9 protein-coding genes and 1 pseudogene are annotated in these 12290 nt (G+C 64.9%); 8 read left to right on the top strand and 2 right to left on the bottom strand.

Annotation, left to right across the window (positions count from 1 at the left end; translation table 11 throughout):
* Positions 1–106 precede the first annotated feature (106 nt).
* The 6 genes from GD429_RS07600 (at position 107) to GD429_RS07570 (ending at position 7114) form a co-directional block, all read left to right on the top strand.
* Positions 107–1870: an acetolactate synthase 3 catalytic subunit gene (locus tag GD429_RS07600; protein WP_105390977.1), complete on the top strand. Its 1764-nt coding sequence runs from the start codon at positions 107–109 to the stop codon at positions 1868–1870.
* A gap of 112 nt (positions 1871–1982) precedes the next feature.
* Positions 1983–2474, top strand: coding sequence for an acetolactate synthase small subunit (ilvN, locus tag GD429_RS07595; RefSeq protein ID WP_006750445.1), 492 nt, complete (start codon positions 1983–1985; stop codon positions 2472–2474).
* Positions 2475–2579: 105 nt separating this feature from the next.
* Positions 2580–3596: a ketol-acid reductoisomerase gene (ilvC, locus tag GD429_RS07590; RefSeq protein WP_034184875.1), complete on the top strand. Its 1017-nt coding sequence runs from the start codon at positions 2580–2582 to the stop codon at positions 3594–3596.
* 127 nt (positions 3597–3723) lie between these two features.
* Positions 3724–4368 (top strand): phosphatidylserine decarboxylase, encoded by a 645-nt coding sequence (locus tag GD429_RS07585; RefSeq protein ID WP_152856384.1) that lies wholly within the window; start codon positions 3724–3726, stop codon positions 4366–4368.
* 16 nt (positions 4369–4384) lie between these two features.
* Positions 4385–5257, top strand: a complete 873-nt coding sequence (pssA, locus tag GD429_RS07580; protein WP_111016497.1) for a CDP-diacylglycerol--serine O-phosphatidyltransferase — start codon at positions 4385–4387, stop codon at positions 5255–5257.
* Positions 5258–5569: 312 nt separating this feature from the next.
* Positions 5570–7114 carry a 2-isopropylmalate synthase gene (locus tag GD429_RS07570; protein WP_152856383.1) on the top strand — a complete coding sequence of 515 codons (1545 nt, stop codon included), beginning with the start codon at positions 5570–5572 and terminating at the stop codon, positions 7112–7114.
* Positions 7115–7186: 72 nt separating this feature from the next.
* Here the strand turns inward: GD429_RS07570 and GD429_RS07565 are convergent.
* Together GD429_RS07565 and GD429_RS07555 are read right to left on the bottom strand one after the other, a co-directional pair.
* Positions 7187–9301, bottom strand: a pseudogene (locus GD429_RS07565) (SulP family inorganic anion transporter); the annotation flags it as partial.
* Positions 9302–9795: 494 nt separating this feature from the next.
* The gene (locus GD429_RS07555) at positions 9796–10308 is read right to left on the bottom strand and encodes a hypothetical protein (protein ID WP_152856380.1); all 513 of its coding nucleotides are present in this window, start codon (positions 10306–10308) and stop codon (positions 9796–9798) included.
* 168 nt (positions 10309–10476) lie between these two features.
* Between GD429_RS07555 and GD429_RS07550 the strand changes: the two genes are divergently transcribed.
* Both GD429_RS07550 and rpsO read left to right on the top strand, forming a co-directional pair.
* Complete coding sequence (locus GD429_RS07550) at positions 10477–11736, top strand: branched-chain amino acid ABC transporter substrate-binding protein (RefSeq protein WP_152856379.1); 1260 nt, start codon at positions 10477–10479, stop codon at positions 11734–11736.
* A gap of 118 nt (positions 11737–11854) precedes the next feature.
* Positions 11855–12124, top strand: a complete 270-nt coding sequence (gene rpsO, locus GD429_RS07545) for a 30S ribosomal protein S15 (RefSeq protein WP_006398792.1) — start codon at positions 11855–11857, stop codon at positions 12122–12124.
* Positions 12125–12290: the final 166 nt, after the last annotated feature.

The raw sequence follows: 12290 nt of genomic DNA, 5'->3' as shown, positions 1-12290 counted from the left end.
GGCCCAAGAAGCCCGCCCTTCAAACTGGACGCGCCGCTTGAACCCGAGCCACAAGCCCGGCAGAGAGCACCCGATCAATTTTTTGCCGAAAATTCGAAAGGTCGAAATGAACATGCCCAGCGCGGAATTCTCCACGTCGGAACCCCTTTCCCCTCCCGATAGCGACTCCATCGGCGCCACCGTGCTCATGAAGGCACTGGCCGACGAGAACGTCGAATTCATCTGGGGCTACCCCGGCGGCTCGGTTCTCTATATCTACGACGAGCTGTACAAGCAGGACAAGATTCAGCACGTGCTGGTGCGCCATGAACAGGCGGCCGTGCACGCAGCCGATGCCTATGCGCGTTCCACCGGCAATGTCGGCGTCTGTCTCGTGACGTCGGGCCCCGGCGTCACCAACGCGGTGACCGGCATCGCGACGGCATACATGGATTCGATCCCGATGGTCGTGATCAGCGGCCAGGTGCCGACTGCCGCGATCGGCCAGGATGCATTCCAGGAATGCGACACGGTCGGCATCACGCGTCCGTGCGTGAAGCACAACTTCCTCGTGAAGGACGTGCGCGACCTCGCGGAAACCGTCAAGAAGGCGTTCTATATCGCCCGCACGGGCCGTCCGGGCCCGGTGCTGATCGACATCCCGAAGGACATCTCGAAGACGCCGTGCCAGTACGAGCCCGTCAAGAGCGTGTCGCTGCGTTCGTACAACCCCGTCACGAAAGGCCATTCGGGCCAGATCCGCAAGGCCGTGTCGCTGCTGCTGACGGCGAAGCGTCCCTACATCTACACGGGTGGCGGCATCATCCTCGCCGATGCGTCGCGCGAACTGAACCAGTTCGCGGACCTGCTCGGCTACCCGGTCACGAACACGCTGATGGGCCTCGGCGGCTATCGCGCGTCGGACAAGAAATTCCTCGGCATGCTCGGCATGCACGGCACCTACGAAGCGAACATGGCGATGCAGCACTGCGACGTGCTGATCGCGATCGGTGCCCGCTTCGACGACCGCGTGATCGGCGATCCGGCGCACTTCGCGTCGCGTCCGCGCAAGATCATCCACATCGACATCGATCCGTCGTCGATCTCGAAGCGCGTGAAGGTCGATATCCCGATCGTCGGCGACGTGAAGGAAGTGCTGAAGGAGCTGATCGAGCAACTGCAGACGGCCGAGCATGGCCCCGACACCGAGGCGCTCGCGCAATGGTGGAAGGACATCGAGGGCTGGCGCTCGAAGGACTGCCTGAAGTTCGACCGCGAAAGCGAGATCATCAAGCCGCAGTACGTGGTCGAGAAGGCGTGGGAGCTGACGGACGGCAATGCGTTCGTGTGCTCGGACGTCGGCCAGCACCAGATGTGGGCCGCGCAGTTCTACCGTTTCAACAAGCCGCGTCGCTGGATCAACTCCGGCGGCCTCGGCACGATGGGCTTCGGCCTGCCGGCAGCGATGGGCGTCAAGATGGCGCACCCGGACGACGACGTGCTGTGCATCACGGGCGAAGGCTCGATCCAGATGTGCATCCAGGAACTTTCGACCTGCCTGCAGTACGACACGCCCGTGAAGATCATTTCGCTGAACAACCGCTACCTCGGCATGGTCCGCCAGTGGCAGCAGATCGAATACAGCAAGCGCTATTCGCATTCGTACATGGATGCGCTGCCCGATTTCGTGAAGCTCGCCGAAGCGTACGGCCATGTCGGCATGCGGATCGAAAAGACCTCGGATGTGGAGCCGGCGCTGAAGGAAGCGCTGCGCCTGAAGGATCGCACCGTGTTTCTCGACTTCCAGACCGATCCGACCGAAAACGTCTGGCCGATGGTACAGGCCGGCAAGGGCATCACCGAGATGCTGCTTGGATCGGAAGATCTGTAACGGCGCGACGCGCGCTTGAGCCCGATGCGGCCACCTTCACGAAGGGTGGTGCGGCACGCGGCGGCGCGCGGCGCGAGTGAATCGACACGGACACATTCTGGAAGAAGCGAACATGAGACACATCATTTCCGTCCTGCTGGAGAACGAACCGGGCGCGCTGTCGCGCGTGGTCGGTCTGTTTTCCGCACGCGGCTACAACATCGAAACCTTGACGGTGGCGCCGACCGAAGACCAATCGCTGTCGCGGCTCACCATCGTTTCCATTGGCTCCGACGACGTGATCGAACAGATCACGAAGCATCTGAACCGCCTGATCGAGGTGGTGAAAGTGGTGGACCTGACCGACGGTGCACACATCGAACGCGAGCTGATGCTGATCAAGGTGCGTGCAGTGGGCAAGGAGCGCGAAGAAATGAAGCGGATGTCGGACATTTTCCGCGGCCGCATCATCGACGTGACCGAAAAGACCTACACGATCGAATTGACGGGCGCGAGCGACAAGCTCGACGCATTCATCCAGGGGCTGGACGCGAGCGCGATCCTCGAGACCGTGCGCACCGGCAGCTCCGGCATCGGACGCGGCGAGCGCATCCTGAAGGTTTGATGCCGAAAATGCCGAAGAGGCACGCCGGGTGCGCCGTCATGTCCCGGCCCGCAGTACTCCATCCGAACGAATTGTTGAATTTTTGAATTAGCGAAGGAACCCATCATGAACGTTTTCTACGACAAAGACGCTGACCTCTCCCTCATCAAGGGCAAGCAAGTCACGATCATCGGCTACGGCTCGCAAGGCCATGCACACGCGCTGAACCTGAAGGAAAGCGGCGTGAACGTGACGGTCGGCCTGCGCAAGGGCGGCGCGTCGTGGAGCAAGGCCGAAAACGCCGGCCTGTCGGTCAAGGAAGTCGCGGAAGCGGTGAAGGGCGCGGACGTCGTGATGATGCTGCTGCCGGACGAGCAGATCGCCGACGTGTACGCGAAGGAAGTGCACGCGAACATCAAGCAGGGCGCGGCGCTCGCGTTCGCACACGGCTTCAACGTCCACTACGGCCAGGTGATCCCGCGCGCCGACCTCGACGTGATCATGATCGCGCCGAAGGCACCGGGCCACACCGTGCGCGGCACGTACTCGCAAGGTGGCGGCGTGCCGCACCTGATCGCGGTTGCGCAGAACAAGTCGGGCGCGGCACGCGACATCGCGCTGTCGTACGCGGCAGCGAACGGCGGCGGCCGTGCCGGCATCATCGAGACGAACTTCCGTGAAGAAACCGAAACCGACCTGTTCGGCGAGCAGGCCGTGCTGTGCGGCGGTACCGTCGAGCTGATCAAGGCAGGCTTCGAGACGCTGGTCGAAGCAGGCTACGCGCCGGAAATGGCGTACTTCGAGTGCCTGCACGAACTGAAGCTGATCGTCGACTTGATCTACGAAGGCGGCATCGCGAACATGAACTACTCGATCTCGAACAACGCCGAGTACGGCGAGTACGTGACGGGCCCGCGCGTCGTCACGGAAGAGACGAAGAAGGCGATGAAGCAGTGCCTGACCGACATCCAGACGGGCGAGTACGCAAAGAGCTTCATCCTCGAGAACAAGGCAGGCGCTCCGACGCTGCAGTCGCGCCGCCGCCTGACGGCCGAGCACCAGATCGAGCAGGTCGGCGCGAAGCTGCGCGCGATGATGCCGTGGATCGCGAAGAACAAGCTCGTCGACCAGTCGAAGAACTAAGCACCGCGTGCTGTTCCGGCCCTTCGAGTGGAGGGTCGGCATCAAAAAGCCGTCCGAAGGCAGCAGTGCCCCGGGCGGCTTTTGTTATGCTACGGGCTTTGCAATTCACCGAACACAGAACGAATCCATGAACTATCCTCATCCGATCATCGCGCGCGAAGGCTGGCCGTTCATCGCGATTGCTGCCGTCATCGCGCTGTTGATCCATGCCGTCGGGGGCTTCGGCTTCGCGTGGCCGTTCTGGCTGCTGCTCGCCTTCGTCGTCCAGTTCTTCCGCGATCCGCAGCGCCCGATCCCGGCGCAGCCGAACGCGGTGCTGTGCCCGGCGGACGGCCGCATCGTCGCGGTCGAGACCGCGCAGGATCCGTACGCGAACCGCGAAGCGCTGAAGATCAGCGTGTTCATGAATGTCTTCAACGTCCATTCGCAGCGTTCGCCGGTCGATGGCGCGATCACCAAGGTCGAGTACTTTCCGGGCGCGTTCCTGAACGCGGCGATCGACAAGGCGTCGACCGAGAACGAGCGCAACGCGGTCGTGATCCAGACGGCGAGCGGCAAGACCGTCACCGCCGTGCAGATCGCGGGCCTCGTCGCCCGCCGGATTCTCTGCTACGTGCGCGCCGGCGAGCCGCTGTCGCGCGGCCAGCGCTACGGTTTCATCCGCTTCGGTTCGCGCGTCGACGTGTACTTGCCGATCGGCAGCCGCGCGAAGGTGTCGATCGGCGAGAAGGTCTACGCGTCGTCGACGATCCTCGCCGAGCTCGAACAGTAAGCGGCGGGGCGCCACGATGGCCGCATTCAAACCGCGCCGGTCGCGCAACGGCTCCAGCCAGACGCCACGCCCGTTCCGCCGCAACAAGGGGATGGCACCCGATCCGGTGCCCATCGAGAGCCGCCGCGCTTCGCGCCAGCGGTTCCTGAAGACGCGCGGCATCTACCTGCTGCCGAACGCGTTCACGACCGCCGCGCTGTTCTGCGGTTTCTTCGCGGTCGTGCAGGCGATGAACGTGCGTTTCGAGATCGCCGCGATCGCGATTTTCGTCGCGATGGTGCTCGACGGGATGGACGGGCGCGTCGCGCGCATGACGCACACGCAGAGCGCGTTCGGCGAGCAGTTCGACAGCCTGTCGGACATGGTGTCGTTCGGCGTCGCGCCCGCGCTCGTGATGTACGAGTGGGTGCTGAAGGATCTCGGCCGCTGGGGCTGGCTCGCCGCGTTCGTCTACTGCTCGGGCGCCGCGCTGCGCCTCGCGCGCTTCAATACGAACATCGGCGTCGTCGATAAACGCTTCTTCCAGGGGCTGCCGAGCCCGGCCGCCGCTGCGCTGATCGCGGGCTTCGTATGGCTCGCGACGGACAACCGCGTGCCGATGAAACTCGGCTGGCTGCCGTGGGTCGCGTTCGTGCTGACGATCTACGCGGGCGTGACGATGGTGTCGAACGCGCCGTTCTATAGCGGCAAGGCGCTCGACGTGCGGCACCGCGTGCCGTTCGCGGCGATCCTGCTGGTCGTCGTCGCGTTCGTGCTCGTGTCGTCCGACCCGCCGCTGATGCTGTTCTGCCTGTTCGTGCTGTACGGGTTGTCCGGCTACGTGTTCTGGGCCTACATGGCGATCCGCGGGCGCGCGAATCCGGCGCGCTCGTCGCAGCGCGATCACTGACGCGCGATCTGCCCGGAAACGGCGGCCTCGGGGCCGCCGTTTTCATTTGCCCCTTTTTCAAGCCGGGCCGCCGGACTCCCGGGTGCCGTCCGATTGCGCGCCCAGCGGAATGCCGCTATAGTCTTCGGCATGACTGCATTTCCCCGCCTCTCCCTCCTTCTAGCCGGTGCGCCGCTACGCGCGCTAGCTTTGGCGCGCCTGCCGCGCTGACCGTTCTCGCCCTCCGTCAAGCCTCGTCTGTTGTTGAGCGTCGCCAGCGGTGGCGCGATCTCGTTGCGTTTGACTTCCGTATAAAGAGCCCTGGAGCCCCCCATGACAGACAAGCTGATCATTTTCGATACGACGTTGCGTGACGGCGAGCAATCGCCCGGTGCGTCGATGACGAAGGAAGAGAAAATCCGCATCGCCAAAAACCTCGAGCGGATGAAGGTCGACGTGATCGAGGCCGGTTTCGCGGCCAGCTCGAACGGCGATTTCGACGCGATCCACACGATCGCCGGTCTCGTGAAGGACAGCACGGTCTGTTCGCTGGCGCGGGCCAACGACAAGGACATCCAGCGCGCGGCCGACGCGCTGAAGCCGGCCAACAGCTTCCGGATCCACACGTTCATCGCGACGTCGCCGCTGCACATGGAGAAGAAGCTGCGGATGACGCCCGACCAGGTGTTCGAGCAGGCGCGCCTCGCGGTGCGTTTCGCGCGCAAGTTCACCGACAACGTCGAATTCTCGCCGGAAGACGGCAGCCGCTCCGACATGGATTTCCTGTGCCGCGTGCTGGAAGCCGTGATCGCCGAAGGCGCGACGACGATCAACATCGCCGACACCGTCGGCTACGGCGTGCCGGAGCTCTACGGCAACCTCGTGAAGACGCTGCGCGAGCGCATTCCGAACTCGGACAAGGCGATCTTCTCGGTGCACTGCCATAACGACCTCGGGATGGCCGTCGCGAACTCGCTCGCGGGCGTGAAGATCGGCGGTGCGCGTCAGGTCGAGTGCACGATCAACGGTCTCGGCGAGCGCGCGGGCAATACGTCGCTCGAAGAAATCGTGATGGCCGTGAAGACGCGCAAGGATTACTTCGGTCTCGACGTCGGCATCGACACCACGCAGATCGTGCCGACGTCGAAGCTCGTGTCGCAGATCACCGGTTTCGTCGTGCAGCCGAACAAGGCGGTGGTCGGCGCGAACGCGTTCGCGCACGCGTCGGGCATCCACCAGGACGGCGTGCTGAAGGCGCGCGACACCTACGAGATCATGAGAGCGGAAGACGTGGGCTGGTCCGCGAACAAGATCGTGCTCGGCAAGCTGTCGGGCCGCAACGCGTTCAAGCAGCGCCTGCAGGAGCTTGGCGTATCGCTCGACAGCGAAGCGGAACTGAACGCGGCGTTCATGCGCTTCAAGGATCTGGCCGACCGCAAGGCCGAGATCTTCGACGAGGACATCATCGCGATCGTGTCCGAGGAATCGGCATTCGCTCACGAGCAGGAACACTTCAAGTTCGTGTCGCTGTCGCAGCGTTCGGAAACGGGCGAGCAGCCGCAGGCGAAAATCGTGTTCGCCGTCGAAGGCAAGGAAGTGACCGGCGAGGCGCGCGGCAACGGTCCGGTCGACGCGACGTTCAACGCGATCGAGGGCGAAGTCGGCAGCGGTTCCGAACTGCTGCTGTACTCGGTGAACGCAATCACGACCGGCACGCAGGCGCAGGGCGAAGTGACCGTCCGGCTGTCGAAGAGCGGGCGGATCGTCAACGGCGTCGGCACCGATCCGGACATCGTCGCCGCGTCCGCCAAGGCGTACATCGCCGCGCTGAACAAGCTGCATTCGAAGGACGACAAGCTCAACCCGCAGCGCTCGTAAGCGCCGCGCGTAGCGCATCACCGAAACGCCCCGTGCGGCCCTGCGCCGCCGGGGCGTTGTTTCATCTGTCGCTCATTCGGCGGCCGGCGCGCGGAACAGCCAGCGGCGCGCGGCCGGGCGGGGCGCCGGGTTGCGTCGGCGGAACTCGACCGCGATTCCGCGCCGCGGCGCATCGGCGACGAACGCGTCGACCAGTTCGAGCACGTCGTGATCGATGTAGTCGGCGCGCGTCGCGTCGATGATGACCGCCGCCCGGTCCGGAATGTGCCGCAGGTGGTGCTTGACCTGCACCTTGCCGAGAAACGACACGTCCTTGCGGAACGACAGCAGGAAGTGATCGTCGTGCTGAGCGAGCGTGACGGGGCTCTTCAGGTTCGCGACGGCGACCGCCAGCACGCTGCATGCGAGGCCGAGCGCGATGCCGAACAGCAGGTCGACCGCGAGCACGCCGGCGATCGTTGCGGCGAACGGCACGAACGCGGCCGGCCCCTGCTTCATCACCGAGCGGAACAGCGCCGGTTTCGCGAGCTTGAAGCCGGTATGGATCAGGATCGCGGCGAGGCTCGCGAGCGGGATCAGGTTGATCAGGCCGGTGAGCGCGAACACGCTCGCGAGCAGCAGCATCCCGTGGACGATCGCCGACATCCGGCTTTGCGCGCCCGCATTGACGTTGACCGAGCTGCGCACGATCACCGACGTGATCGGCAGGCCGCCGAACGCGCCCGCGACGAGATTGCCGACGCCCTGGGCCTTCAGTTCGCGGTCGGGCTGGGTGGGCCGGCGCTTCGGGTCGATCTGCTCGACCGCTTCGAGGCTCAGCAGCGTCTCGAGGCTTGCGACGACCGCGAGCGTGATCGCGACGCGCCAAACGTCCGGATTGACGAGCTGCGCGAAGTTCGGGCCGAGCTCCGCGTGCTTGAGCGATGCCGCGAAGGCCGCGAACGATCCGAGCTCGGGCAGCGTCACGCGATGGGCGGCGTCCGGCGCGACCGACGGCGCGACGAAGCCAAGCACGAGCGTCGCGCCGATGCCCAGCACGACGACCGCGAGCGGCGCGGGGACCGAACGCACCAGAGCGAAGCGGCGCAGCGCGGGCGTGTCCCACACGATCAGCAGCGCGAGCGATGCGAGCGCGATGGCCGTGGCGGCCCACGCGACCGGCAGGCCCGGCCAGTTCGCAAACGATTGCGCGGTCGAGCCGCCGATGCCGAATGCGAACGGAATCTGCTTCACGATCAGCAGCAGGCCGATCGCGGCGAGCATGCCCTTGATGACGGGCGACGGCACGTAGGCGGCGAAACGGCCGGCGCGCAGCATGCCGAACCCGAACTGCAGCACGCCGGACAGCAGCACCGCGAGCAGGAACGCGGAGAAGCTGCCGAGTTGCGCGATCCCTTCGACGACGATCACGACGAGGCCGGCGGCCGGCCCGCTGACCGACAGCGACGAGCCGCTCAGCAGCGCGACGACGATGCCGCCGACGATGCCGGATACGAGCCCGGCGAACGGCTCGACGCCGGACGCATTGGCGATACCGAGACAGAGCGGCAGCGCGACGAGGAAAACGACGATGCCGGCGACGATGTCGCGCGGCAGGGTGGACAGGCGCTCGTTCAGTTTCATGGTTGGGGCGATTTCATTGGCGTAAAGGGGATGAATCAGCCGAGCGCGGCGGCCGTTGCGGGCTGCACGGGTTCGACGTCGCCGGGCAGCGTCGCGTAGCCGGAATCGAGTTCCTGCAGGCGGCCGTCGGCGAGCGAAAAGATCCAGCCGTGCACGAGCGGCGGCCGTTCCCGGCCGCGCACGATCGGCGACGCGCGCAGCAGCCGCACCTGTTCGAGCACGTTCAGCTCGGCGAGGCGGTCCGCAGCGGCCGTGTCGTCGAGTCCGTCGAGCGTGTCGCGATGGCGCCGCGCGAGCGCGCAGAGCGGTGCGATGCGGCGCGCGACGTGCGGCAGCTCGGACGGCGGCGGCAGCAGCGACGCGCGCACGCCGCCGCACCCGTAGTGTCCGCACACGATCACGTGGTCGACCTGCAGCACACGCACCGCGTACTCGAGCACGCTGGCGGAATTGTCGTCGTCGGGATGGAACAGGTTCGCGATGTTGCGATGGACGAACAGCTCGCCGGGCGCGCAGTGCGTGATGGTTTCGGCGGGCACGCGGCTGTCCGAGCAGCCGATCCACAGCACGCGCGGATTCTGGCCGCGCGCGAGCGCGTCGAAAAAGCCGGGCGTGTGTTCGCGCGTTTCGCGGGCCCACGCGATGTTGGCGACCAGCATGCTCTTGGGATGGTTCATGAGGACTCCTTTATGACAAAGGCAAATAAATATCGACCGAAATGGCGCAATAGGATTCTTTCTAATTTGAAAGGTTGAATTTCGACCGATATTAGGGGTATGCCCTAGCACTGCGGAGCATTGAAACAAATTGTTTCAAATTGGTTTGGCGTAGTGCATCGCATGCACCAACTCAACGCATGACATGCATTGCACATGCCTGTTTCCACGCACAGGCCCGTATGGCGGGGATTTCAGCGTGTCGCCATCGAACCGTCATCGATCGGAAAAGATTTCCGTCGTATTTTCTGGATTAATCGGATGGCGGAAAAAAGGAAATGGCCATTCACGCAATAATTCGTGAATGGCCATTGTGAGAATTGCGCGTAAATGCGTAATCGGTCAGAACATGTTGCGGCGATCGGGATCGTGCAGCGGGTCCGGCGTTTTCTGTGTGATGCGCAGGATGCCCTGCGGATCGAAGTAGAAGCTGTACATCATGTACCAGACGTTGTCCTCGAGATACCGGTACGTCCACACCTCGCGCTTCATCAGCGGGAAGTAGGATGTCTCGACGGGGCGTCCGAAATTGACGAGGACATCGGTCTTCGTCCACTTGCCGATCTCCGCACGATAGAACTCGCTCGGCTGCAGCACCTGGCGTACGTTGACGATCTTGTGGGCCGCGTCGACGTCGGCCGCGACCGTGACCTCGCCCATCGGCTGGGTCGGCCACATCAGGCGCTTGCCGCCGCCGGGCAGGTCGTAGATCTCGCGCGGCGGGCCCATGCGCGCGACGATCGCCGACTCGTCCTGGCCGGCCTGGTATTGCTGCCACGGTTGTGCGCAACCGGCCAGCAGCGCGGCGGCACAGGCGAGCAGCACCGGCAGGCGCGCGGGAATGCGTATGCGCATGGGATTCTCCAGAATACGGAAACAAGTTCCGTTTTATCACGGACGGCGCGCGACGGCACATCGCGCTGAAAAAATCGGTACGGATCGCCGGCGCTGTCGCGCTTGCGGCCGGCAGGGGCGCCGGCCTATGATCCGCGCTTCTCGGGCAGATCGAAGGGCAGGTAGCCGATGCAGGGGTGGAAGCGATGCGCGCTCGCGTTGAGCGCGGGGTGGATGCTGGTGTCGTCCGCGTTTGCCGGCGGCGAGCCGGTGCGGATCGCGCTGATCGAAGGGATGTCGGGCCCGTTCGCGAACGCGGGCGCGGCGGTCGAGCGCAACCTGCGCTTCGGCATCGAGCGGGTCAACGCGGCGGGCGGCGTGAAGCTGCGCGACGGCGCGCATCCGCTCGAACTCGTCGTGCTCGACAGCAAGGGCAGCCCGGAGGAGGCGCTCGTGCAGTTGCGCGCGGCCGCGGACCGGCATATCGGTTTCGTCGCGCAGGGCAACAGTTCGGCCGTCGCGGCAGCGCTCGTCGCGGCGCTCGACAAGCTGAACGCACGCGATCCGGACAACCGGATGCTGTTCCTCAACTATTCGGCCGACGACCCGGCGCTGACCGGCGCGCGCTGCAGTTTCTGGCATTTCCGCTTCGACGCGCACGCGGGGATGCGGATGGCCGCGCTCGCGGACGTGATGGCGCGCGACCGCGCGCTGCGCAAGGTCTATCTGCTGAACCAGGACTACAGTTTCGGCCACGACGTCAGCACGCTCGCGCGGCAGGCGCTGGCCGCGCGGCGCCCGGACGTGACGATCGCCGGCGATGAATTCCACCCGATCGGCCGGATCAAGGATTTCTCGCCGTATATCGCGAAGATCCGCGCGAGCGGCGCGGACGCCGTCGTGACCGGCAACTGGGGCAACGACCTCACGCTGCTCGTGAAGGCGGCGCGCGAGCAGGGGCTGAATGCGAAGTTCTATACGTTCTACGGCAACAGCCTCGGCGCGCCGGCCGCGCTCGGCGATGCGGGCGTCGGGCGGGTCGTCGCCGTGGCGGACTGGCACCCGAACGCGGGCGGCGCGAAATCCGACGCGTTCTACCGCGCGTTCCGGACCCGTTTCCCGGCCGCGCAGGACGACTATCCGGTGCGGCGGATGAGCCTGATGATCGAAATGCTGGCCACCGCGATGAACCGTGCCGGGTCGGCCGACCCCGTTGCGGTCGCGCGTGCGCTCGAGGGCCTGTCGTTCGACGACGGCTTCCATGCGTCGCGGATGCGCGCACAGGATCATCAGTTGATCCAGCCCCTTTACGTGATGGAGATGGACAAGGTCGGCAAGCCGGGGGTGCGCTTCGATAACGAGGGTTCGGGCTACGGCTTCCGGACGGTGCTGGCGGCGCCGGCGCAGCGCACGGAAATGCCGTCGACCTGTTCGATGACGCGCCCGTGACAGGGGCGGTAGGAACGGTGTGGAGTTGTGTTACAATGCCCGCCGGTTGTAAGTCACGGCACGGCCATTCTTCCGTGTCCGCTTGTTCAGTTAGAAAGTAGGAAACTAAGGAAATCACATGTCTGTTGCAGATATCAAGAAGTCGGAAGTCGTTGCTCAGTTCGCCCGCGGTACCAACGACACGGGGTCGCCCGAAGTCCAGGTCGCACTGCTGACCGCACGTATCGTCGAACTGACGGGTCACTTCAAGACCCACGCGAAGGATCACCACAGCCGCCGCGGCCTGCTGCGCATGGTTAGCCGCCGCCGCAAGCTGCTCGACTACCTCAAGGGCAAGGATGCCGACCGTTACCGCGCACTGATCGAGAAGCTGGGTCTGCGTAAGTAATCGAGGCGATTGCCGCCAGCAAGATGCCTGTGTCAGTCCGCTGATACAGGCATTTTGTTTTTGCGCGGTGCGTAGCGTCACACGCATCGCAGGCTGTCAGGCACGTTCGTGCCGGGCTGCCGCAACGGCTGATACCGGGGTCGGGATTTGTGTCATTCCAGCGCGT

The sequence above is a fragment of the Burkholderia sp. BE17 genome (assembly GCF_009362305.1).
GTDB classification, from domain to species: Bacteria; Pseudomonadota; Gammaproteobacteria; order Burkholderiales; family Burkholderiaceae; genus Burkholderia; species Burkholderia pyrrocinia_C.
The sequence above is the reverse complement of the archived record's forward strand: the minus strand, read 5'-3'. Positions and strand labels throughout refer to the sequence as shown.